Annotated in this window: 19 protein-coding genes; 7 read left to right on the top strand and 12 right to left on the bottom strand. The window is 74.1% G+C overall.

Annotated elements, in window-relative coordinates; genetic code table 11:
* The first annotated feature begins 226 nt into the window (after positions 1-226).
* Positions 227-733 carry an O-acetyl-ADP-ribose deacetylase gene (locus ACVUH9_RS09150; protein WP_475756104.1) on the top strand — a complete coding sequence of 169 codons (507 nt, stop codon included), beginning with the start codon at positions 227-229 and terminating at the stop codon, positions 731-733.
* A 98-nt stretch (positions 734-831) separates the two neighbouring features.
* The gene (locus tag ACVUH9_RS09145) at positions 832-1,557 is read left to right on the top strand and encodes an NADPH-dependent FMN reductase (protein ID WP_475756102.1); all 726 of its coding nucleotides are present in this window, start codon (positions 832-834) and stop codon (positions 1,555-1,557) included.
* A gap of 30 nt (positions 1,558-1,587) precedes the next feature.
* Here the strand turns inward: ACVUH9_RS09145 and ACVUH9_RS09140 are convergent, their stop codons facing one another.
* From ACVUH9_RS09140 to ACVUH9_RS09120, 5 genes are all read right to left on the bottom strand, one after another.
* Complete coding sequence (locus tag ACVUH9_RS09140) at positions 1,588-5,544, bottom strand: LamG domain-containing protein (protein WP_475756101.1); 3,957 nt, start codon at positions 5,542-5,544, stop codon at positions 1,588-1,590.
* The gene (locus ACVUH9_RS09135) at positions 5,544-6,041 is read right to left on the bottom strand and encodes a hypothetical protein (protein ID WP_475756099.1); all 498 of its coding nucleotides are present in this window, start codon (positions 6,039-6,041) and stop codon (positions 5,544-5,546) included. The genes ACVUH9_RS09140 and ACVUH9_RS09135 overlap by 1 nt, the downstream gene beginning before the upstream one ends.
* Entirely contained in the window at positions 6,038-6,940 is a 903-nt protein-coding gene (locus tag ACVUH9_RS09130) for a hypothetical protein (protein WP_475756097.1), read from the bottom strand. The genes ACVUH9_RS09135 and ACVUH9_RS09130 overlap by 4 nt, the downstream gene beginning before the upstream one ends.
* A 109-nt stretch (positions 6,941-7,049) precedes the next feature.
* A complete protein-coding gene (locus ACVUH9_RS09125) occupies positions 7,050-7,505 on the bottom strand; it encodes a hypothetical protein (RefSeq protein ID WP_475756095.1) in 456 nt (151 codons plus the stop codon).
* Between the two features lie 76 nt (positions 7,506-7,581).
* Positions 7,582-8,484 (bottom strand): LysR family transcriptional regulator, encoded by a 903-nt coding sequence (locus ACVUH9_RS09120; protein WP_475756092.1) that lies wholly within the window; start codon positions 8,482-8,484, stop codon positions 7,582-7,584.
* A 71-nt stretch (positions 8,485-8,555) separates the two neighbouring features.
* Here ACVUH9_RS09120 and ACVUH9_RS09115 point away from each other — a divergent pair, with 71 nt between their 5' ends.
* Complete coding sequence (locus tag ACVUH9_RS09115; protein WP_475756090.1) at positions 8,556-8,942, top strand: nuclear transport factor 2 family protein; 387 nt, start codon at positions 8,556-8,558, stop codon at positions 8,940-8,942.
* 151 nt (positions 8,943-9,093) lie between these two features.
* On the top strand, positions 9,094-10,140 hold the full coding sequence (locus tag ACVUH9_RS09110) for an NAD(P)-dependent alcohol dehydrogenase (RefSeq protein WP_475756088.1): 1,047 nt from the start codon (positions 9,094-9,096) through the stop codon (positions 10,138-10,140).
* 40 nt (positions 10,141-10,180) lie between these two features.
* On the opposite strand, the gene ACVUH9_RS09105 is transcribed toward ACVUH9_RS09110, so the two are convergent.
* Positions 10,181-10,657, bottom strand: a complete 477-nt coding sequence (locus ACVUH9_RS09105; protein ID WP_475756086.1) for a pyridoxamine 5'-phosphate oxidase family protein — start codon at positions 10,655-10,657, stop codon at positions 10,181-10,183.
* Between the two features lie 166 nt (positions 10,658-10,823).
* On the opposite strand from ACVUH9_RS09105, the gene ACVUH9_RS09100 reads away from it, so the two are divergent.
* Entirely contained in the window at positions 10,824-11,861 is a 1,038-nt protein-coding gene (locus ACVUH9_RS09100; RefSeq protein ID WP_475756084.1) for a helix-turn-helix domain-containing protein, read from the top strand.
* Between the two features lie 85 nt (positions 11,862-11,946).
* Here ACVUH9_RS09100 and ACVUH9_RS09095 read toward each other — a convergent pair whose 3' ends face one another.
* The 3 genes from ACVUH9_RS09095 to ACVUH9_RS09085 are packed head-to-tail and all read right to left on the bottom strand — an operon-like array spanning position 11,947 to position 15,380.
* Complete coding sequence (locus ACVUH9_RS09095; protein WP_475756082.1) at positions 11,947-14,235, bottom strand: heavy metal translocating P-type ATPase; 2,289 nt, start codon at positions 14,233-14,235, stop codon at positions 11,947-11,949.
* Positions 14,235-15,140: a hypothetical protein gene (locus ACVUH9_RS09090; protein ID WP_475756080.1), complete on the bottom strand. Its 906-nt coding sequence runs from the start codon at positions 15,138-15,140 to the stop codon at positions 14,235-14,237. The genes ACVUH9_RS09095 and ACVUH9_RS09090 overlap by 1 nt, the downstream gene beginning before the upstream one ends.
* A gap of 30 nt (positions 15,141-15,170) precedes the next feature.
* Positions 15,171-15,380: a heavy-metal-associated domain-containing protein gene (locus ACVUH9_RS09085; RefSeq protein ID WP_475756078.1), complete on the bottom strand. Its 210-nt coding sequence runs from the start codon at positions 15,378-15,380 to the stop codon at positions 15,171-15,173.
* 271 nt (positions 15,381-15,651) lie between these two features.
* Between ACVUH9_RS09085 and ACVUH9_RS09080 the strand changes: the two genes are divergently transcribed.
* Positions 15,652-17,217 (top strand): calcium-binding protein, encoded by a 1,566-nt coding sequence (locus tag ACVUH9_RS09080; protein WP_475756076.1) that lies wholly within the window; start codon positions 15,652-15,654, stop codon positions 17,215-17,217.
* Here ACVUH9_RS09080 and ACVUH9_RS09075 read toward each other — a convergent pair.
* The gene (locus ACVUH9_RS09075; RefSeq protein ID WP_475756074.1) at positions 17,214-17,783 is read right to left on the bottom strand and encodes a TetR/AcrR family transcriptional regulator; all 570 of its coding nucleotides are present in this window, start codon (positions 17,781-17,783) and stop codon (positions 17,214-17,216) included. The two genes, ACVUH9_RS09080 and ACVUH9_RS09075, sit on opposite strands and share 4 nt — an antisense overlap.
* Before the next feature lie 133 nt (positions 17,784-17,916).
* Between ACVUH9_RS09075 and ACVUH9_RS09070 the strand changes: the two genes are divergently transcribed.
* Positions 17,917-19,341, top strand: coding sequence for an MFS transporter (locus ACVUH9_RS09070; RefSeq protein WP_475756072.1), 1,425 nt, complete (start codon positions 17,917-17,919; stop codon positions 19,339-19,341).
* A 19-nt stretch (positions 19,342-19,360) separates the two neighbouring features.
* Here ACVUH9_RS09070 and ACVUH9_RS09065 read toward each other — a convergent pair whose 3' ends face one another.
* Positions 19,361-20,587 (bottom strand): cation:proton antiporter, encoded by a 1,227-nt coding sequence (locus ACVUH9_RS09065; RefSeq protein ID WP_475756070.1) that lies wholly within the window; start codon positions 20,585-20,587, stop codon positions 19,361-19,363.
* A 2-nt stretch (positions 20,588-20,589) separates the two neighbouring features.
* Positions 20,590-21,894: a DUF2254 domain-containing protein gene (locus ACVUH9_RS09060; RefSeq protein ID WP_475756068.1), complete on the bottom strand. Its 1,305-nt coding sequence runs from the start codon at positions 21,892-21,894 to the stop codon at positions 20,590-20,592.
* Positions 21,895-21,940: the final 46 nt, after the last annotated feature.

Genomic DNA, 21,940 nt, shown 5'->3' with positions numbered 1-21,940 from the left:
GGACCTGTCGCTCGTTGCTCGAGATCGGCTGACGACCGACAGGCCTGCCCGAAGGGGTTGGCGGGCGCACCCGCCGGTGGTAGCGTCGGGCACCGGCCCGCGAGCGCCCGCCCGGCCGCCCGCCTCGCCCCGCCCGCCTCGCCCTCCCGTCCGCGACGCCGGTCGCGGCGTTGGGCCGTCGCCTGTGACGACGCCTCGCGTCCCGCCCGCGGCGTAGCGTCGGAGCATGGCCCGAATCGAGATCGAGCGTGGTGACATCACCCTCGAGGCGGTCGACGCCGTCGTCAACGCCGCCAACTCCAGCCTGTTGGGCGGGGGCGGCGTCGACGGCGCGATCCACCGGGCGGCCGGTCCGGAGCTGCTGGAGGAGTGCCGGCGGGTCGGCGGCTGCGAGACGGGGGACGCCAAGGCGACCGGCGCCGGCCGGATGCCGGCCCGCTTCGTGATCCACACCGTCGGACCGGTCTGGCGCGGCGGGAACGACGGCGAGGCGGAGCTGCTCGCCTCCTGCCACCGCCGGTCGCTCGCGCTCGCCGAGCAGCTCGGCTGCCGCTCGATCGCCTTCCCCGCGATCTCGACCGGCGTCTATGGCTACCCGGTCGAGCGGGCCGCCCCGGTCGCGGTGGCCGCCGTCCGCGAGCTGCTGCCGTCCTGCCCGACGATCGAGCTGGTCCGGTTCGTGCTCTTCAACGACGCGGCGATGCTCGCCTACGGGGCCGCGATCAACCGCTGACCGCTGCGGCGACCGCCGCTGGTCGCGCGTCCCGACGGGCGCGTTCGCGGTTTGCCCTTGACTTCAAGTCGCCTTGAAGTGCCACCGTTGTTCGTCCCGTGTCGCCGTCGCCGCCCGCCGCCCACCCGCTGATCGCCGCGGCCCCGCCGTACGTCCCGTCCTCGTCGGGTTCCGCAGCGCTGCGGGCGACGCCCGAGGACGCGGCGCCGACCGGCCCGGCCGCGAGCAGTGGGGCCGGTGCCCGCGGCACGGGCGGGGAACGGCCGCTCGTCGTCGGCCTCGGCGGCACGCTGCGGCCGGGGGCCAGCAGCGAACGGGCACTGCGGGTCAGCCTCGACGCGGCCCGCGACGCCGGGGTCGAGACGGTGCTGCTGCCGGCCGTCGACCTGGTCCTGCCGATGTACGACCCGGCGCAGGCCGCGCGGTCGCCGGAGGCACGTCGCCTGATCGAGCTGCTGGTCCGCTGCGACGGGGTGATCCTCTCGAGCCCGAGCTACCACGGCGGCATCTCGGGCCTCCTGAAGAACGCGCTCGACCACGTCGAGGACCTGCGCGGGGACGTGCGGCCGTACCTCGACGGGCGCGCGGTCGGCTGCGTCGCGATCGGTGGCGGGGCGCAGGGAGCGAACGCGACCCTGACGGCCCTGCGCACGACGGTCCACGCGCTGCGGGGCTGGCCGACGCCGTTCGGGGTCGCCGTCGGCGGCCCGCTCGCCGAGGACACCGAGCCCGTCCGGACCCAGCTGCGACGGGTCGGCGAGCAGGTCGCGTCGTTCGCGCTGGCGGCACGGGCGGCGAGCGCCGACGGCCTCGCTCGGGGCTGAGGGCGACGGTGCTCGCGCCGGTCAGGCGGCCTACCCGGTGCCCGTACCGAGCCGGTAGTGGTCCAGGGCCGTGGCCCCGCTCAGGACCGCGCTGTAGATCGCGAACTCGTCGATCGTGGCCCCGAGGAACTCGCTGGTGCCGTTCTTGGACCCGAACAGCAGCGCCGCCGAGGTGTTGATCAGCGTCTGGTTGGTGACCGTGCCGGTGCGGTCGACCCCGTCGACGTAGAGCTTCGCGGCGCTGCCCGACTTCGTGACGAGCAGGTGGTGCCAGCTGGTGTTGGTGATCGTGGTCGTCGAGCTGGTCAGCGTGGCGACGTCGTCCTTGGCCAGGAACGGCGCGTTCTTGTTGAGACCGAACTGGACCGCGGAGGAGCCCTTCTGGAAGATGTCCAGCCGCCCGGTGCTGGCGTCGCTGCGCTTGATCCAGGCCTCCAGCGTCAGCGGTCCGTCGCCGAGCCGGAGTGTGCTGGCGTCGGGCACGGAGATGTAGTCGTTGATGCCGTCGAGGTGGGCCGCCCGGTCGGGATCGCCTGCGAGCGCGCCGGGCTGGTTCAGCCGCGGGCCGTTGGCGTATGTCCCCGGGTTCGTGCTCCGGCTGTCGGCGGCGGTGGTCGTCAGGCTCGAGATCCGGAAGTCGTCGAGGTGCAGTCCGGCCGTCTCGGACGCGACGGCGTTGGTGGTGCTCGAGCCCATTCGTACGCCGCCGCGCCCGGCGGCGGTGATCGCGGCGTCGGTTGCCGTGACCCGCGCGACGCCGTCGACGAGCAGCGAGATCGTCGAGCCGCTCATCCGCAGCGTCAGCCGGTAGCTCGTTCCCGCCGCCAGGCTCTGGGAGTAGTAGCCGGTGCCGGTCCCCGTCCCGATCGGGGTCAGGCTCCCGTTCACGACCTTGGCCAGCTCCCAGCGCTTGGTGTCGACCAGGTAGCGGGCGCTGTAGTAGGTCTGGACGGTGCCGCTGACGCTCTGGCGGCCGACCACGCCGACGGTGTCGGTGGCGGGCAGCGACGCGGCGTAGACGTCGGCTTCGACCAGGTAGTTCGCGCTCGTCGGCGAGCTCGACGCGGTGTACAGGGCGCCGCCGCTGCCCGACTGCCGCCGGAGGCGCCCGGCGGCCGTGATCGACGCGGTGCGGGTCTGGGTCGGGTCGGCGGTCCAGGTCGCGCCGACGGCCCCCGTGTGGGCGGAGAGGAGCGTGCCGGAGCTGTCGGTGAACTCGTCGGCCGCGAGCGCGCCGTCGCCGAACCGCCAGTAGGAGACGAGCCCGGGGGTGGTGGCGACGACGTCGGCGTACGCCTCGATCCGGGCGGTGTAGCCCGTCGGGCCGGCGGTGTTGGCCGCGGTGTCCGTCGCGGTGATCGTGTAGCCCGGGGTGGTGCCGGTCGTGAGGCCGGTGTTCGCGGTCAGCGCCGTGCTGCGGTAGTTGTAGGTCGTTCCGCCGACCGTCCAGGGTCCCCCGGTCGTCGTCAGGCTGCCGGCGGTGACGCCGGTGTCGAACGCGTTGACGTTGGTCGTGACCGTCGCGACGCCCGCGTCGTCGGCGACCTGGGCGTAGACGTAGTAGCTGCCGCCCTGCCGGATCGTGCCGGGGGTGGTGCCGTCGGCCTTGACGGCGACGGCCCGGTCGATCGTTGGCGGGGCGGTGTCGAGCAGCTTCGCGATGCTGGCCCCGGTGTAGGTGGCCTGGTTGCCGACGTTGTCGGAGACGAGATAGCGGTACCGGTAGCAGGTGCCACCGCGCACCGACGTATCGGCACCGCCGACCAGGCTGACGAGCGTGGCGAAGGTGCCGGGGAAGCTGCCGCAGGCCCCGGTCGTGGCGTTGAGGGGGGCTTGGTCGCGGCGCAGCAGACGGGCCGCGGGATCGATCCCGGAGAGTCCGTCGGTGCCGTCGGCGAGGGTGACCGGGATCGAGCTGCCGGTGAGGTTGCCGTTGGCGTAGCCGACGCTGCCGCCGGCGGGCGGAGCGGTATCGCTGACGAAGCTGACGGTGGTGCTGGCGGTCGTCCCGAGCAGGTCCTTGCCCTCGATCGCGTAGGGCGGCGGGACGGACGGGTTCGCCGTCCACGAGAAGCTGCTCGAGCCGTACGGGCCGCCGGACGGGGTCGTGACGGTCTGGTTGGCGTGGGTCCAGCCGGACGATCCGATCGCCGGGTAGGTGACCGACGCGGGGCCCGTGCCGGTGTCGCCGAGCGCGTCGACGAACCGGAACGATCCGGGCGCGTTGCCCTTGTAGTACAGGGTGGATCCGCCGAGGAACGCGCCGACCGGGCCGGTCAGGCTGAGCACGTGCGTCGGGGCGGTCGTGTCGCGCCGCAGCACGTCCGGGCTCGCGTAGGTCGCCTGGTTGCCGACGGCGTCGGAGACCAGGTACCGGTACTGGTAGCAGCCGTCGGCGGCGCTGGGGTCGGTGTGCGGGGACTGCGGGTCGGCCGCGATCGTGGTGAACGCGCCGAAGCTCCCGCAGCTGCCGCCGGCGAGCGGGGCGGTCGCGCGCTGGAGGCGACCGGAGCCCGGCGCCAGTCCGGACTGGTCGTCCTGGCCGGGGGCGAAGACGACCCTGGTCGTCGTGCTGCTGCCGCTGGTGTAGGTGATGCTGCCGCCGGACGGCGCGGTGCTGTCGTTGAAGAGCGAGCCCGACGCGACGGTGGTGTTGCCGGCGACGTCGCTGACGGTGAAGGTGGCCAGCGGGGTGCTGGTGGTGCCGGCGACCCAGCTGACCGGGGTCGTGACGTACGGCCCGCCCGCCGGGGTGGTCGTGACCGTTGGGGTCAGGGTGAAGCCGGTCGTGGTGTCGGCGAGCACCGACGAGCCGACCGAGGCGGCGGGCGAGCCGTCGTCGGGCGGCACCGTGAACCGCAGCCGGAACGAGCCGGTCGCGCTGCCGCGGTAGTGGGCGACGCCGGGAGCTTCCGGGGTGCCGGCGGTGACGACGGCGCCGCCGGTGACGTCGACGGCCTCGGCGCGGAAGCTCGGCGGGGTCATGTCGATCTTGATCGGCAGCGTCTGGACCGGCGTCTCGTTGCCGGCCAGATCGACCCCGTAGTACTTGGCCGTCGTCGTGGTCGACCGCGACAGGGGGGTCCCGTCGCTGTACTCGGCGGTCGGTGAGGTTCGCGGATCGCTGCCGTCGGTCGTGAACTTGACGAACGCGACCCCCGACCCGTCGCCGTCGTCGACGCTGCCCGCGACCACGACCGGCGTGCGGTTCCAGCCGGCGGCGTTCGGCGGCGGGGTCACGGCGGCGGCGAGCACCGGCGGGGTCGTGTCGACGAGGATCGCGCTGCTGGCGGTGGTCCCCGAGGCGGCCCCGACGACCTGGACGGTGTGGGGGCCGTCGGCGACCGACGGGATCCGCAGGTCGGTGATCGTCGCGGTTCCGTCGAGGTCGACGCTCGTGGGCGCGGCACTGATCGGGGTCCCGTCGAGGTTGAAGCTGATCGACTCGCTCGGCGCGAAGCCGCCCACCGAGCCGGTGGTGGTGGCCGGCAACGGTGCTCCGAAGAGCGTCTGGTCGAGCCCGAGCGTCGCGGAGCCGACGCTCACCGAGCCGCTCCGCGGGCCTTCGGCGCCCTGCCATCCGCTCGCGAAGGTCGGGGTCACCGTGTAGTGCCAGCTGCCCGCGGGCACGCCGGTCTCGGTGCAGGTCCGCTCGCGGATCGTCCCGGCGCATCCGGGGCCGACCGGGCGCTCGATGCCGGTGCCGTGGCTGTAGCGCCGGATCACGTAGCCGTCGACGGGCAGCCCGTTGGAGAGGGTGCTCGCGCCCCAGGCGAGGGTCGTGCCGGTCTCGTCGGTGCTGGCGGTCGGGACCGACCCGCTGTTGACGGTCGCCGCGCCGGCGGCGCCGACGCCGCGGAGCGGCTCGTCGACGCCGCTCCAGTACGACCACGCGACCGCGGGACCGGCGACGGTGGCGGCCACGATCGCGACGGCGAGCAGCAGCCACCAGCGGGAGCGAGCGCGGAGGGCGGCGATCCGGGCCATCAGGAGCCCGCCACCAGGTGGACCCGGAAGACCGCGCCCTGGCAGGTGTTGTCCGCGTCCGGGGCCATCGCGAGCGCCCGGGGCATGTCGATCGGCAGGGCGCCGTCGGCGTCGCCGGCCCGGGGCGGCAGGCTCCAGCCGGCGCCGTCGTTGTCCTGGGGGGTGAACGTCAGCGACGAGAGGTCGCAGTCGCGGTGGGCGTCGTCGACCTCGAGACCGCCGCTGCCGGCCTCCGGGTCGAGCCGCAGCGACCCGATCCGGACGCTGAACGGGTTCGGGTTGGTGGCCACGACCGCCACGCTCGCCGTGCCCCCTGGGTAGAGCTGGGCGTTCGGCGCGCCGACGCCCAGCGCGAGCGGCTGCGGGTTGCTGACGCGGGTCTCGCTGCCGCCGCTGCCCGAGCCGGTCCAGAATGCGAGCGCGCCGCCGGCGACCGCGATCGCGACGATCGCCGCGACGACGAGCGCGCCGGCGGGGGTGCGGATCCGCCGGCTCACGATCCGCTCCCGGTCGCGATGCCGGTGTACCGCAGCCCCAGCGACGCCCGCTTGCAGCCGTCCTGGTTGACGGGCCGGTCGAGCATCACGACGTGCGGCCAGCGGGCCGGTGGGACGCGCAGGCTCCGCAGGCTGCGGGTGCTTCTCGGCCGCAGGCGGAGGCCCGCCAGCTCGGGCATCTGGCGGACGACGAAGTCCCCGGGACCGCAGGGGTGGGCGGCGTCGGCTTCCGGGGCGCTGACGCCGCTGACGCGGACGGTCAGGCGCCGGACGGTGATCGTGCGCCGGTGCGGGTTGGTGAGCCGCAGGTCGAGCGGGATCGCGCGCCCCGGGGCCAGCAGGGGCCCCAGCCGACCGGAGATCTCGAGGCTGTGGCGCCGGGGGCTGGTCACGACGAGGGTGACGGCGGTCCGGGCACGGTGGATTGGCTGGGCGCCGGCGAGGGGCCGCCGGCCGCGACCCTCCAGCCGGACCCGGTAGCGGCCGGCGGGCGTGGCCCAGCTCGTCCGGAGCCGCAGCGTGGTCCTCGCCCGGCGCGGGGCGGCAGGCGAGAACGAGGCCCGGACGCCGGGCGGGAGCGCGCCGACGACGCGCATCCTGATCGCTGCCGCGCGTCGCGGTCGGGCGGAGGTGCGCGGCACGACCAGCCGCCCATCGCGCCGGATGCGCAGGCGGTAGGCGGCCGTTCGCCCCGGAGCGACGGTCCGGCGAGCGGGCGCCGCGCGGATCTTCAGGGCCGGCGTTGCGTCGCGGCGCTTGGCGGCGGCGTCACGGTGGGGAGCGATCTCCGGCGACGGCGTCCAGGCGACGGCGAGCGCGTAGGCGGTCCCGCCGACGACCCCGGCGACCGCGACCGCCACCAGGGCGGTGCGGCCCGATCGTCGTGGCGGGGTGCTCACGGGGGCGGTCATGCTCGTCTGGCTGTGGTCGATGTCGGGCGCGGGGCGCGCGACGGGCGGGTCGCGACGGGAACCCCGTCGCTACCCGCCGACCGGCCGGTCCAGGCGGCTACTGGGTCGCGAGGGTCAGGGTCAGGGTCGCGCCCTTGCAGGCGTCCTGGTTGGCGGTCGTGTTCGCGTACACGAGCGATCCGTTGGTGCCCAGCGGCTCGGCGGTCGCGCCGGCCGGAACGAGATGGCCGACGGCGACGTTCGCCATCGTGAAGTCGTCCGTCTCGCAGGTGTCGTGGGCCGCGTCCGCGGTGACGCCGGTCAGCTGCACGGTCGTGACCTGGATCGGCGACTCGCTGGCGTTCGTGGCGGTGAAGCTGACGGGCACGCTCGTGCCTGGTGCGATGCCGGCCGGGACGGTCGCGGCCACGGTGACCGTGCTGCTGGTGCCGACGCCGGCCGACCCACTGCCGCCGCCGCTGCCGGTCCAGTAGGCGATCGCGCCGCCCGCGGCGGCGAGTGCGACGAGGATGCCCAGAGCGGTGAGCCGCTGGGCCTTCGTGAATCTGCGCATGTCTGCTTCCTTTGCGGGCGACCCGGAGATGGGGGAATCCTGAGGCCCGGCCCGTCCTCGTAGCACCATAGACGTGTTACGAAACGATAACTCCGTACACATCATGTGCGGTACGCGTGTGCCCGATGAGGGCCCGTGCAGCAGGGCTGTTTCCGGCGCCGGCCCGCCACGCCAGCGCGAGCGCCGACCGCAGCCGGGGACGCGTGACCGTCAGCGTGTGCAGCTGCTCGCGGTGCTCGGCGGCCGTCGACGCGGGCAGGATCGCGATCCCGAGGCCCTGGGCGGCGAGCTCGACCAGGACCTCGAGGTTGCTGGCCACGAACGCGATCCGCGGCTCGAGGCCAGCGGTTGCGCAGGCGTCGTCGAGACAGGTCCGCAGGCCGGTCCCGCGCGGCAGGCTGATCAGGGCGCGGTTCGGCACGGCGTCGAGGGCGATCCGGGAGCGTCGGGCCAGTGGATCGTCGTGGGCGACCGCGGCGACCAGCGGCTCGTCGATGAGGATCTGGGTCTCGATCCCCGCGGGCGGCGGCCCGGCGAGGCCGACGAGCGCGAGATCGAGCCGGCCGCTCCGCAGCCCCTCGAGCATCCGGTCGGAGTTGTCCTCGGAGAGGCTGATCTCGACCTCCGGATGGTCGCGGTGGAAGTCGGCCAGCTGCGCAGGCAGGTCCATCGAGCCGCAGGCGACGACCATGCCGACGGCGACCCGTCCGCGCACCAGGCCGGCCAGCTCGTCCACCGCCTGCCGGGCGCCAGCGACCGCCTCCAGCGCGGCCCGTGCGTGGGGCAGGACCGCGGCGCCGACCGCGGTCGTCCGGACCGAGCGACCCGAGCGGTCGAGCAGGGTCTCTCCGAGCTCTCGTTCGAGCCGGCGGATCTGGGCGCTGACCCCCGGCTGGGCGACCCGGCAGCGGGCCGCGGCGCGGGTGAAGCTCGCCTCCTCGACGACCGCCACGAAGTACTCCAGCTGCCGTAGCTCCATAACCAACGATGCTAGCTCGGAGTGCAAGTAGATCTTGGACTTCTGGTGTCGGCGGCGCGATCCTGTCGTCCATGACGAACAGCGAGGCCCCCGGGACGACGACGGACGAGGCGGTGGCGGCGGTCGCCGCGACCTACTTCGACGCCTGGCGGGCGAAGGACTTCGACCGGCTGCGGTCGGTGCTCGCCGACGACGTGCAGTTCGTCGGCCCGCTGGCGACGGCGGACGGCGCCGACGAGTGCCTGGCGGGCCTGCGCGGCCTGGCGCAGATCACCACCGACGTGGTGATCGACCACGTCTTCGTCGACGGCCCCGACGTCGTGACCTGGTTCGAGCTCCAGACCTCGGTGGCGCCGCCGGTGACGGTCGCCAACCGCAGCCGGGTGGTCGACGGTCGGATCACGACGATCCGCGTGCTCTTCGACCCGCGTCCGCTGCTGCCGCCGGACGCGAGCTGAGGCGGGGAGGGGCGGCGTCTTCGTCCCGTCCTCCGGTGCCGGGCGATTCTCGCCCACCCCCGCGGGGTACCAGGGCCGGCGGGACCGTGTGCGTCGCCAGGCCCGCGTGGTCCGGAAGCCCACTCGTACGAGCACCGCTCGAGGAGACGACATGCGCGCACTGCGATTCACCGACTGGTCCGAGACCCCGTCCCTCCAGGAGGTGCCGACGCCGGAGCCGACGGCCGGACAGGTGCTCGTCAGGGTGGCCGGTGCGGGTGCCTGCCACTCCGACCTGCACCTGATGGACTGGTCAGCGGAGCAGGCGCCGGACGCGATCCAGCCGCCGTTCACCCTCGGTCACGAGAACACCGGCACGATCGCCGAGCTCGGCGACGGGGTCACGGGCTGGGAGGTCGGCCAGCCGGTCGCCGTCTACGGGCCGTGGGGCTGCGGCCGCTGCGCGCCGTGCCGGCGCTCGGCCGAGAACCTCTGCGAGCACACCGGCGAGCTGGGCGGGATGGCCGGCGGGCTCGGCTTCGACGGCGGGATGGCCGAGTTCCTGCTCGTGCCCGATCAGCGGCTGCTGTTGCCGCTGCCCGACGGGCTCGACCCGATCCAGGCCGCGCCGCTGACCGACGCCGGCCTCACGCCGTATCACGCGATCAAGCAGGCGTTGCCGCTGCTGGTGCCCGGCTCGACGGCGGTGGTGATCGGGCTCGGCGGCCTCGGTCACCTGGCGGTCCAGCTGCTCGGCGAGCTGAGCGCCGCGCGGATCGTCGCCGTCGACACCTCCGAGGACAAGCTCGCGCGGGCCAAGGAGCTGGGCGCGCACGAGACCCTGAAGTCCGACGCGCAGGCGGCGCCGGCGATCCGTGAGCTGACCAAGGGGATCGGGGCCGAGGTCGTGATCGACCTCGTCGGCGTGCAGCCGACGGTCGAGCTGAGCGTCGCGGCGGTCCGCAGCGGCGGGCACGTCTCGATCGTCGGGATCGGCGGCGGCGCCGTGCCGATCGGGAACGGCCTGCTGCCCTACGACGCGACGATCGTCGGGCCCTACTGGGGGAGCGCCAACGAGCTGCGCGAGGTGCTGGCGCTGGCGGCGGCCGGGCGGCTGCACGCCGACGTCGAGACCTTCCCGCTCGAGCGGGTGATGGAGGCCTACGACCGGATGCGGGCGGGGACCCTCACGGGCCGGGCGGTGATCGTTCCGGACTGATGTGCGGGGCGCGGGCTTGGGGGCGGCCCGTCGGAGGCCGCTACGCCCGCTCGATCGTCCGGATGCCGCGCTCGGGGGTCCACGACGTGATCACGATCGTCTTGCCGCTCGGGGCGAGGCGGACGGTCGAGACCTCGTGGAGGTCGAGCCGGAAGAGGTGGGTCGGGCCGCCCGCCGCCGCCTCGCCGTTGATCTGCTGGACCCGTTCGGGGTCGCTGTCGGTGACGTCCTCGACCACCCCCGCGAGCTTCGCGTCGCCGTTCCAGCCGGGCGGATCATCGGACCCGCTGTGGAGCGCGAAGCGGGGGTCGCGCTGGAGGTCGCGGGCCTTCCGCGCCTGCCACATCGAGCCGATCCAGAGCTCGCCGTCGAGGAGGCGGGTCTCGGTACCCGAGATCCGCGGACCGCCGTCGCGGCGGATCGTCGCGAGGGTCTTGTGGACGTGGGCGTCGAGCAGGCGGAGGACCTCCTCCGCCAGCTCGGGCTCGGCTGCTTCGAACGTGTTCCAACTCGGCATGCCACCGACCGTGACGGACCGCCGCCGCGCCGTCGAGCAGCAGGTCGAATCCGATCAAGCCGGCCGGGCGGCGGGTGGCTCCGGAGCCGTCCGCCGCGCGCCTCCCGGGTCCGCCGCGCTCGGCCACGAGCTGGCGAGCGCACGCGGCGACGGGCAGGATGTCCCCGTGGCCGACCGTCTCCGCGAACTGCTCGACCTGGTGCTCGACTCGCTCGACGTGCCGGGGACGGACGGTCGCGCGATCGCCCGGCGGGCGGCGTTCTCCCGCGACCACCTTGATCGTCTGCTCGCGGGTGCGACCGGGGAATCGCCCGTCGCGCTGCGCCGCCGGCTCCTGCTGGAACGGGCCGCCTGGCAGCTGCGGCACGCGTCGGCGAGCCCCACGGCGGCGGCGGTCGCCGCCGACTACGGCTCGCTCGAGGCGTTCTCGCGGGCCTTCTCCCGCGCCTACGGGCTGCCGCCGAGCGCGTTCGCCGAGGACGCGACCCGTCCCGTCGCGCTCGACGCGCCCAACGGCATCCACTTCCATCCGCCCGCCGGCCTGCTGGTCCCCGGGACGCGCGGTCCGGCGTTCGCCGGCGACCTGACCGAGCGGATGGTCTCGCACCACGTCGACCGGGTCCGCGACCTGCTGACGGTGGCCGCCGGCCTGTCCGGGGAGGCGCTTGCGCGGCCGCTGCGGCCGGGGTTCGTGGCGTGCTGGTTCGAGGGCGAGGAGGCGAGCGCGGCGCTGATGGCCGAGCGACTGGTGCGGACGCTCGAGGTCTGGGCCGCGGCGATCGTCGGCGAGCCGGTGCCGGTGCCGGTGCCGGAGGCGGAGGCGGGGGAGTCGCGTGCGGCGGCCGCCGGCCGGGACGGCTTGCCGGCTGCCGGCGCCCCGCCTTCCGCGACCGCGACCGAGATCCGCCCGTTGCTGCCGCGCTTCGAGCGGGCGTCCCGGACCTTCGTGCGGATCGCGCGGTCGATCCGGGACCGCGGCGCCTGGGACGACGCCTTCGTCGACGCGCTCTGCGAGCCGCCGCAGTCGTTCACCTACGGCGGAGTCCTCTCCCACGTGCTCGCCTACGGCGCGATCCGCCGCGAGATGCTGGCGAGCGTGCTGGTCGAGCTGGGGGCGGACGTCCCCGCCACCGCCGATCCGATCATGTGGGAGCAGCAGCGGGCGGCACGGGCGCGGGGCGCGGCGGCGCCAGGCGCGGACTGATGCGGATTAGCGTTCGGGGGGAACGCCAATCCGCATCAGCCCCGCCTCGCGCCCCCAGCGCCCCACGGAGCGCCCCGCCCCGCGCTCAGGCCGCCGGCGCGGCGGCGCTCGCCCGCTCGGCCTTGAACGACCGCAGCCGCAGCGAGTTGGAGACCACGAAGACGCTGGAGAGCGCCATCGCGGCGCCGGCGAAGACCGGGTTCAGCAGACCGGAGATCGCCACCGGGATCAGCACCACGTTGTAGGCGAAGGCCCAGAACAGGTTGCCGCGGATCGTCGACAGGGTCCGGCGGGAGAGCCGGATCGCATCGGAGGCACCGCGCAGATCGCCGGAGACGAGCGTCAGGTCGGAGGCCTCGATCGCCACGTCGGTCCCGGTCCCGATCGCCAGGCCGAGGTCGGCCTGGGCCAGCGCGGGGGCGTCGTTGACGCCGTCGCCGACCATCGCCACCACGCGACCCTCGTGCTGCAGCCGGCGGACGACGGCGACCTTGTCGGCCGGCATCACCTCGGCGATCACCTCGTCGATCCCGACCTCGGCGGCGACCGCCCGGGCCGTCGCCTCGTTGTCACCGGTCAGCAGGACCGGCCGCAGGCCGAGGCCCTTGAGCGCGGTGATCGCCTCGGCGCTGGTCTCCTTCGGGGTGTCGGCGACCACCAGCAGCGCACGGGCCTTCCCGTCCCAGCCGGCGACGATCGCCGTCCGACCGAGCTGCTGCTGCTCGGCCAGCCGCTCGCGCAGCTCGTCGTCCAGCGGCATCGCCCACTCCTCGAGCAGGGCCGGCCGGCCGGCGACGACCGCGTGCCCGTCGACGATCCCCTGGACGCCGAGCCCCTCGCGGTTCTCGAAGCCCTCCGGGGCCGGCAGCCGCTCGGCCGACGCGGCGCTGGCGGCGGCCGCGATCGCCCGGGCGACCGGGTGCTCGGAGCCGGACTCGAGGGCACCGACGATCCGCAGGGCCTCGTCGCGATCCTCACCCGCGGCGGGGAGGACGTCGGTCAGGCGCATCTGGCCGGTGGTCACCGTTCCGGTCTTGTCGAGCACGATCGTGTCGACGCGACGGGTCGACTCGAGGACCTCCGGCCCCTTGATCAGGAGGCCGAGCTGGGCCCCGCGGCCGGTGCCGACGAGCAGCGCGGTCGGCGTCGCCAGGCCGAGGGCGCAGGGGCAGGCGATGATCAGGACCGCGACCGCGGCGCTGAAGGCGAAGGCCACGCTGGCCCCGTCGCCGAGCCAGAAGCCGAGCGTCGCGACCGACAGCACCAGCACGATCGGCACGAAGATCCCGGAGATCCGGTCCGCCAGCCGCTGGACCGGGGCCTTGCCGGTCTGGGCGTCCTCGACCAGCCGGGCGATCTGGGCCAGGGCGGTGTCGGACCCGATCCGGGTCGCCTCGACGATCAGCCGGCCGCCGGCGTTGATGCTGGCGCCGACGACCTCGTCGCCGGTCGCCTTCTCGACCGGCACGGACTCGCCGGTCAGGAGCGACTCGTCTACGGCGGAGCGGCCCTCGCGGATCGTGCCGTCGGTGGCGATCCGCTCACCGGGGCGGACGACGAAGCGGTCGCCGACGGCCAGCTGCTCGATCGGCACCAGCCGCTCGTTGCCGTCGGCGTCGAGGATCGTGACGTCCTTGGCCCCGAGCGCCAGCAGCGCCTGGAGCGCCGCCCCGGCCCGGCGCTTGGCGCGGGTCTCGAAGTAGCGGCCGGCGAGGACCAGCGTCGTGACGATGCCGGCGGCCTCGAGGTAGATGTGGTCGGTCGCGGCGCTCCGGTCGAGCACGATCTCGAAGCCCATCCGCATGCTCGGCTCGCCGGCCCCGAGGAAGAACAGGGCGACGACGCTCCACAGCCAGGCGGCGAGGGTGCCGACGGAGATCAGCGTGTCCATCGTCGCGCTGCCGTGGCGGAGGTTCTGCCAGGCGGCGCGGTGGAACGGCCAGCCGGCCCAGAACACGACCGGGGTCGCGAGCTGGAGCGCGAACCACTGCCAGTAGTCGAACTGGAGCGCGGGGACCATCGAGACCAGCAGCAGCGGGATCGACAGCGCGGCCGAGCCGATCAGGCGCCACTTCAGCGAGCGCGTCGCCGCGTCGCCGGCCGACTCCTGGTCGGCCGGCGCGGCGGTCTCGCTGGGCAGCGTCGCGTGGTAGCCGGCGGCCTCGACCGCGCCGAGCAGGTCCTCGGGCGTGGCGACCGCGGGATCGAACGTGACGGCGGCCTTCTCGGTCGCGTAGTTGACCGTGGCGGTGACGCCGTCGAGCTTGTTGAGCTTGCGCTCGATCCGGTTCGCGCAGGAGGCGCAGGTCATCCCCTCGACCGGCAGCTCGAGGCGCTCGGTGGTGCTGAGGACGGTGTCGGTGGCGGTGCTCATTATCGACTGACCTCCACGGTCAGCGGCGCGGTGTGGACCGTGCCGCCGGTCTGGAACTGCAGGAAGAGGTGGTAGCGGCCGGGGCTCGGGAACTCGGCGGCGAACCGGATCGCTCCGGGGGCGTCGTCCTCGTCGGGGTGCACGTGCAGGTAGGCGAGGTCGCCCTCGCGCAGCGCGACGAGATGGCCCTTGGCGCCGAGGTACGGCTGGAGGCCGGTGAGCGGACGGCCGTCGCGGGTGATCCGGAACTCGAGCGCGGCGTGCTGGCCGGCCCGCAGCGGACCGCCGGTGAGGCGGACGTCGAGCCCGTCGGCCGTCGTCGCGTCGCGGGGCGTGGCTGCCGCGGGCGGGGTGAACGCACCGGGCACGTCGAGGTCGGCGCCGAGCGTGCGGCGGGTCCCGGCGATCGTGAAGTCGGCGAGCATCCGGTAGCTGCCGGCGTCGGGCAGCGTCAGCGGGACGCTCCAGACGCCGCTCGCGTCCCGGCGCGGGTGCAGGTGCTGGAAGCCGGTCGCGTCGCGGCGGACGACGATCAGGTGCAGCTCGCGCTCGGCCTCGACCTCATAGCCGCTGCGGACGGGTCGACCGCGACGGTCGGTGACGGTGAAGCGGAGGGTGGCCGGGCGGCCGGCTGCGAACCGCGTGCGCTCGGGGACGATCGTGTAGCCGTCCTGGGAGACCGAGAGTCCGCCGGGAAGCGCGGCCGCGGGCGACGCGTCCTGCTTCGAGCCCGCGTCGCCGCCGTGCTCGGGGGCGTGCTCGGCGGCCTTGGCCATCGCATGGCCGCCGCCGGTCGGCTCGTCGTCGGTCGGGTCCAGCAGCGAGCCGACCCCGAACGCGGCTCCGAAGCTCACCGCCAGCCCGGCGGCGAAGACGGTCAGCTTGGTGGGGACGTTCATGCTCATGGGGATCTCCTCGCTACGCGTGCTCGCGGCTCAGGGAGCCAGCGTGTAGCCGGCCTCGGCGACCGCGCGGCGGACGGCGTCCTGATCGGCGCTGCCGCGGACCAGCAGCTCGCCGCTGGCGCGGTCGGCGCTTGCGGACTCGACGCCGTCGAGCTCTTCGACGGCCTCACGGACGGACAGTTCGCAGTGGCCGCAGGTCATGCCCTGGACGCGGTAGGTGTGCTGGTCGGTCGTGCTCATCGAATCTCCTTGAATACTACCCGGGGGTATCCCGCAGGATGAATCTAGCATACCTAGGGGGGGTATCGAGCGATCGGTTCGGGAGCCCGTCTCCGGGGCCGCTGCGGGAGGGCGCGTGAGCGTCGTGAGCGACTCCCGGATCGGTGCGCCCCTGCCCGCCGGGGCGGTTCGCGTTGGTCGGCTGCGCGGGGGAGTCCCCCGATGCGTGCCCACCGGAGCGGGCCTAGCGTCGCTGGGCGTGTCCTGTCCCCGCCTGTTCGGAGTCCCTCCCATGTCGCCCTCCGCGTCGCCGCCGCCCCGACATCGTGGTGCCGCGCTGGCCCTCGCCCTGATGCTGGTTCCGCTGTTGCCGACCGCCGCGCGGGCCGCGGGCAGTGCGTCGTACGACGGGCGGACCGTCCACGTCGTCGAGGTGGCGCCGGGCGAGGTCAACGCGATCACGGTTGGGACTCAGGAGGTCGGCGTGGTCGAGATCTCCGACTACGGGGCGGTCACGGCGGGCGCCGGGTGCGCACCGAAGGCGATCGAGCCGACGACCGTCGTCTGTCCGCTGGGCGACGGTGGGGTCGAGGTCGATGCTGGCGGCGGCAACGACAACGTCGGCAGCTACGTCGGCGCCGGCCTGCCGCCGTTCGCCGACGGATCGCTGCGCGTGCGGCTCGGCGACGGCGACGACCGCTTCAGCGGCGGCGCGATGGCCGAGGTCGTCGACGGCGGTGCCGGCAACGACACGCTCGAGGGGCGCGCGGGCAACGACACGCTCGACGGTGGTGGCGGCGACGACACGCTCGATGGCCAGGTTGGCGCCGACCTGCTCCGCGGTGGCGACGGCAACGACACGATCAACGCCGACTCGTTCAGTGACGACGGGGTCTTCGGCGACGCGATCGACGGTGGAGCCGGCTTCGACGTGCTCGAGGACTACAGGCACGCTGGGGGCGAGGCGAGCGCCCCCGCGATCTCGGTCACGCTCGACGCGCAGCCCAACGACGGGCGTGCTGACGAGGGCGACAACGTGATCGGCATCGAGCGGATCTCGTCGGGCAGCGCCGGCAGCTTCGTCGGCGACGACGGCCCGAACCAGTTCATCGCCCCCGAGGTCGGTGGCGCCGGGAGCTACGCCGGCCGCGGGGGCAGCGACAGCCTGCTGGCGGGCGACGCCTCGGGTGACGTGCTCGACGGCGGCGTCGGCGACGACGACCTCTCCGGCGGGTACGGCGACGACACCGTGACGGGCGGACCCGGGCGCGACACCCTCGCCGGCGACCGTCCGGCGCGCTGCAACGAGGTCCACTGCGACATCGGCGGCGGCTTCGGCAACGACCTGATCGAGGCCCGCGACGGCGAGGTCGACTCGATCACCTGCGGTCCCGGCACGGACCGGGTGCGGGCCGACCCGATCGACGTGATCGCGGCCGACTGCGAGCAGGTCGATCGCTCGGAGCCGGGCGGCTCCGGCTCGGGTCCGGGTCCCGGCCCCGGGAGCACGGGGTCGACGAAGGGACACAAGGCGACCCTCAGCGTCTCCGGGAAGCCACGTCTGCGGAAGGCGTTGCAGGCCGGCCTGACGGTACGAGTGGTCGGGGTCGCGTCGGGCAAGACGGTCCGCGTCTCGCTGGTCGTCCCGGGGAAGGCGGCCCGCAAGCTCGGGCTGGCCCGAAAGGCGCGTGCGGTGACGGTCGCCGCCGGCCGGGGGAAGGCGAAGGCGGGCGGTGTCGCCACCGTCCGGGTGGCCTTCACCCATGCGGCCCGCAAGCGACTGGCGCGCGCGTCGCGGGTCTCGCTCTCGGTTCGGGCGGCCGGCGCGGCGACCCGTTCGATCAGCCTGCGCCGCTAGCCGCGGGGGCCCGCCGCGAGCCCGCGCAGCACGACCTCGGCCAGTCGCCGGGCGTTGCCGGGGCCGAGGCTCTCGGCGTCGTGCACGGCCCGGAAGACGATCCGGAGGTCGTCGGCCGACGCGTCGTCGTGGAGGGCTCCGGCGGCCCGCGCCCGCTCGACCAGGGCGTCGAGCGCGGCCGCAGTCCGGCGCCGCACCGGCACGACGACGGGGTGCATCGAGCTGGCGGCCCACGCCTCGCGGATGACCGAGTCGTCGACGCACTGGTCGACGAGCGCGTAGGTCGCGTCGCAGAGGCTGGTCCACGCGTCGGGCGCGTCGAGCGCGGCCTCGAGGTCGTGCGCGACCCGTTCGGCGCGAGCGGCCATCAGCGCGGCGAGGATGTCCTCCTTGCGGCCGATCTGGCGGTAGATGCTGCCGACGCCCACGCCGATCGCGTCGGCGAGCGCCGGCATCGAGACGTCGATCCCCTCGCGGGCGAACAGCTCACCGGCGACGGCGAGCACCCGGGCGCGCTTGGCGTCGGCGTCGAGCGTGGCCCAGGCGGGCGCGTCGGCGAGTGTCATCGCGCCACCTCTGACGGCGGAACAGGCATTCCGATACTCTATGCCGCCGCAGCGGAATGGTCTTTCCGCCTGTCGTCGCGGGCCGCTCCGCCGGACGCGACGCCGACGTCTCCCGAAGCACAGGTCCTCACCGATGAGTCAACAAACGCCCGCGCGACGCAACCCCAGCGTCACGCTCGCCGTCCTCGCCCTCGGCGGGGTCGCCTACGCGCTCCTCCAGTCGCTGGTCTCGCCGGCACTGCCGGAGATCCAGCACGCCCTCGGGACCACGGAGTCCGCGGTCTCCTGGGTCCTGACCGGCTACCTGCTCAGCGCCTCGGTCGCGACGCCGATCGTCGGCCGGCTCGGGGACATGTTCGGCAAGGAACGGGTCCTGCTGATCGTCCTGGTGCTCCTGATCGTCGGCACGCTGCTGGCCGCGGTCGCCTCCTCGATCGGGTTGCTGATCGTGGCGCGCGTGATCCAAGGCGTCGGCGGCGGCATCTTCCCGCTCGCCTTCGGGATCATCCGCGACGAGTTCCCGCGGGAGAAGGTCGCGGGCTCGATCGGCCTGATGTCGGCGCTGCTCGGCATCGGCGGCGGGCTCGGCGTGGTCCTGGCCGGCGTGATCGTCGACAACCTCAGCTACCACTGGCTCTTCTGGCTGCCGCTGGTCGGGATCCTGATCGCCGCCGTCGCCACCCACTTCTACGTGCCGGAGTCGCCGATCAAGACGCCGGGCAAGATCAACTGGCTGGCCGCGGCGCTGATGTCGTCCGGCCTCGCCGCCGTCCTGCTGGCGATCAGCCAGGGCCAGGACTGGGGCTGGACCTCGCCGAAGATGCTCGGCCTGTTGCTCCTCGGCGTCGTCCTGCTCGGGCTCTGGGTCCGCGCCGAGCTCGGCTCGAAGGAGCCGTTGGTCGACATGAAGATGATGCGGATCAAGGGGGTCTGGACGACCAACCTCGTCGCCCTGCTGCTCGGCGTCGGCATGTACTCGTCGTTCATCCTCGTGCCGCAGCTCGTCCAGCTGCCGAAGGACACCGGCTTCGGCTTCGGGGCGTCGGTCACCCAGGCCGGCCTCTACCTGCTGCCGTCGGCGGCGATGATGCTGGTCGCCGGGGCCTTCGCCGGCCGGCTCGAGAAGCGCTTCGGGTCGAAGCCGCCGCTGATGGTCGGGACCGCGTTCACCGCGGCGGCCTTCCTGCTGTTGGCGGTCGCCCACACCGCCGCCTGGCACATCTACGTCTCGTCGGCGCTCCAGGGCGTCGGCATCGGGCTCGCCTTCGCGTCGTTGGCGAACCTGATCGTGGCCGCGGTGCGGCAGGAGCAGACCGGTGTCGCGACGGGCATGAACACCGTGATGCGCTCGGTCGGCGGCGCCGTCGGCGGCCAGATCGCGGCGGCGATCCTCGTCAACAACCTGGTCGGCGGGGTGCCGTCGGAGGACGGCTTCACGATCGCCTTCGTCTTCTGCTTCGTGGCGCTGCTGGTCGGGCTGGCGACGAGCGTCCTGATCCCGGGCCGCGGTGGCGTGATCGGCGGGACCGCTCCGGCGGCGAGCGCGACCGAGGCCTGAGCGGGAGGGGGCCCCTGGGCTACGGCACCGCGACCGTGACTCCGGGCTCGCCCTCGTCCGCCGGGCCAGACGGCTCGTGGTCGGCGGCGCCGCGCCGCAGATGCAGGCCGACGATCGGGTAGATCGCCGTCGAGAGGATCGCGCCGGCGATCAGCGCGGCGGCGGTCGCACTCGTCATGTGGCCCTCGGTCACGGCGATCGTGGTGATCGCGACGATCAGCGGCAGCTCGGTGGCGGAGAAGAACCCGAGTGCGAGCCGGTCGCGCAGGCCGAGCACGCCGCGGTACAGCAGCAGCGCGGGCGTGCCGCGGACGACGAGGAACAGCAGCAGGAACAGCGGCACCTTCAGCAGCTGGATCGGGTCCTCGGCGAGCGCGCCGACGCCGAGCTGGATCCCGCTGACGACGAAGAAGAACGGGATCAGGAACCCGTAGCCGACTGCGGTCAGCTTCGACTCCAGCACCGTCACCTCGCGTCCGCGCAGCGCCAGCCGCAGGATCAGGCCCGCGACGAACCCGCCGAGCAGCAGGTCGAGCCCGAGCGACGCGGCCAGCGCGGCGAGCGCGAAGACCAGCACCACGGCGGTCCGGATCGCGAGCTGCCCGCTGGTCTCCAGCGTCCGCTCGAAGAGGTTCCAGCCGTGGCCGATCGAGCGCACCGCGAGCGTCCCGGCGAGGACGGTCAGGGCCACGAACGCGATCAGGATCACCGCGTTGGCGCCCGCGCTCTTGGTCGAGAAGACGAGCGTGATCAGGAGGATCGGGCCGAGCTCGCCGACCGCGCCGGCCCCGAGCAGGTAGGTGCCGAAGCGGGTCCGCAGCTCGCCGGCGTCGCCGAGGATCGGGATCAGGGTCCCGATCGCCGTCGTCGCCAGCGCCGAGCCGACGAAGACCAGCGAGAGGACGACCCCGGCCAGCGCCAGCAGCCCGCCGATCGCGTAGGCGAGCAGCAGCGAGAGCAGCCAGCCGAGCACCGCGAGCCGCAGTGGTCGGCCGCTGATCCGCCGGAAGTCGATCTCGTAGCCGGCGAAGAAGAACAGCATCCCGAGCCCGAGGTTGGAGAAGAACCGCACGAACTGGTCGGGCTCGGCGATCCCGAGCAGCTCCGGCCCGATCACGATCCCGAGCGCGATCTCGAGCACCACGACCGGGATCACCAGCCACCGGGCGAGCACCGCCGCGAGCCCGGCCGCGAGCGCGGCGGCGACGACGATCGCCAGGAACGCTCCGCTGTCGACGCCGACCACGATCAGCTCCGGATCCGGTCGGTACGGCCCCCGAGGCCGGTGTGGTCGGCGACCGTGGCGAGCGCGCGCTCCCCGGGGTCGGGGTAGGCCCGCTCGACGGCGGCGTCGAGCAGGGCGAGCTGACGCTCGATCGCGGGCCGGCGCTCGGCGGGAGCGCTGGCGAGGAGACCGTCGAGCAGCGCCCGCAGACGCCGTGCGACCTGGTGGGCGTCGGCACCGTAGGCGCGGATCTCGGTCAGGGCCAGCTCCAGCAGCTCCGACCAGCTGGGGGCGGAGCAGACGACCCGCAGCCGGCCCTCGGCGTCGTGCCGGTGGCCGTTGCCGAGGTCGCGGCCGGCCAGCCGGTGCAGCAGCGATTCGAGCGTGTCGAGCGCCTGGACCGCGGTCGTCGGGTCGTTGACGGCGGGAGAGAGCGCCCGCAGCGCGATGTCGACGATCGTCCGGATCGCGAACGGCGGGTCCTGGGTCAGCGTCCGCTCCTCGTCGAGGAACGCGGACCGGCGCAGCTCGCGGTCGGGGATCGCGGACCGGCCGCCGCGCACGTGCAGCAGCGGCTCCCCGTGCCAGACGTACTCGCCGATCCGGACCGGGACCTCGACGACGGCGTCGGCCGCGTGGGCGGCCGCGATCAGCCGCGGCAGGTCGAGGGCCGAGAGCACGCCGTTGCGACCCTCGTGGCGGATGGTCGCCGTGATCTCGGGCAGCGTGCCGGGCGCGGCCTCGGTGCTGCCCGCGGCCACCAGGTCGGGGAAGACCTGGTCGATCGCCCGCTCGGCCCCGACCCGCAGCTGGTCGTAGAGCCGTCGCGGGCGCAGCAGGTCGAGCAGCCGGGCGACCAGCAGGAAGAAGACGACGATCGCGCCGACCAGCAGCGCGACGGCGACCGCGACCGTCAGGTTCGGGGCGCTGGCAGCGCGGTCGTGGACGTCCCCCAGCGAGACCAGCGCGAACAGCGCCGGGGCGATGAAGACGCCGAGCGCGTGCTTGACGACCGGGTCGCGGCGGAACCGCAGCACCAGCCGCGGCGTGTACTGGCTGGCGCCGAACTGGACGACGACGATCGCGACGGAGAGGACCAGGCCGGTGAACGCGATCATCCCCCCGGCGACCGCCTGCAGGATCTCGCGGGCGCTGTCGGCGTCGAGCGCGAGGCCGAATGGTCGGCTGCCGTCGCTCTCCAGCGTGGGGACCAGCTTGCCGAGCACCAGCGCGGCGGCGACGTAGGCCGAGGGGATCAGGATCCAGCTGCGGTCGCCCCACTCGCGCAGCCGAAACCGCGTTCCCCACGTTCGATCCCGAGCGTTCACCGCGTCAGCCTACTTCCGCGAGGTCCGCCGTCGCGGGCGGGCGCGC

The sequence above is a fragment of the Patulibacter ginsengiterrae genome, assembly GCF_056269115.1.
Note: the sequence above shows the minus strand (reverse complement) of the source record. Positions and strands in the feature narration are given on the sequence as shown.

What these genes read in the sequence shown, in the direction of transcription:
- ACVUH9_RS09110 (WP_475756088.1), top strand. Translation starts at nt 9,094, where the DNA reads ATGCGCGCACTGCGATTCACCGACTGGTCCGAGACCCCGTCCCTCCAG.
- ACVUH9_RS09150 (WP_475756104.1), top strand. Translation starts at nt 227, where the DNA reads ATGGCCCGAATCGAGATCGAGCGTGGTGACATCACCCTCGAGGCGGTC.
- ACVUH9_RS09080 (WP_475756076.1), top strand. Translation starts at nt 15,652, where the DNA reads ATGTCGCCCTCCGCGTCGCCGCCGCCCCGACATCGTGGTGCCGCGCTG.
- ACVUH9_RS09120 (WP_475756092.1), bottom strand. Translation starts at nt 8,484, where the DNA reads ATGGAGCTACGGCAGCTGGAGTACTTCGTGGCGGTCGTCGAGGAGGCG.
- ACVUH9_RS09105 (WP_475756086.1), bottom strand. Translation starts at nt 10,657, where the DNA reads ATGCCGAGTTGGAACACGTTCGAAGCAGCCGAGCCCGAGCTGGCGGAG.
- ACVUH9_RS09090 (WP_475756080.1), bottom strand. Translation starts at nt 15,140, where the DNA reads ATGAGCATGAACGTCCCCACCAAGCTGACCGTCTTCGCCGCCGGGCTG.
- ACVUH9_RS09070 (WP_475756072.1), top strand. Translation starts at nt 17,917, where the DNA reads ATGAGTCAACAAACGCCCGCGCGACGCAACCCCAGCGTCACGCTCGCC.
- ACVUH9_RS09140 (WP_475756101.1), bottom strand. Translation starts at nt 5,544, where the DNA reads ATGGCCCGGATCGCCGCCCTCCGCGCTCGCTCCCGCTGGTGGCTGCTG.
- ACVUH9_RS09085 (WP_475756078.1), bottom strand. Translation starts at nt 15,380, where the DNA reads ATGAGCACGACCGACCAGCACACCTACCGCGTCCAGGGCATGACCTGC.
- ACVUH9_RS09115 (WP_475756090.1), top strand. Translation starts at nt 8,556, where the DNA reads ATGACGAACAGCGAGGCCCCCGGGACGACGACGGACGAGGCGGTGGCG.
- ACVUH9_RS09095 (WP_475756082.1), bottom strand. Translation starts at nt 14,235, where the DNA reads ATGAGCACCGCCACCGACACCGTCCTCAGCACCACCGAGCGCCTCGAG.
- ACVUH9_RS09125 (WP_475756095.1), bottom strand. Translation starts at nt 7,505, where the DNA reads ATGCGCAGATTCACGAAGGCCCAGCGGCTCACCGCTCTGGGCATCCTC.
- ACVUH9_RS09075 (WP_475756074.1), bottom strand. Translation starts at nt 17,783, where the DNA reads ATGACACTCGCCGACGCGCCCGCCTGGGCCACGCTCGACGCCGACGCC.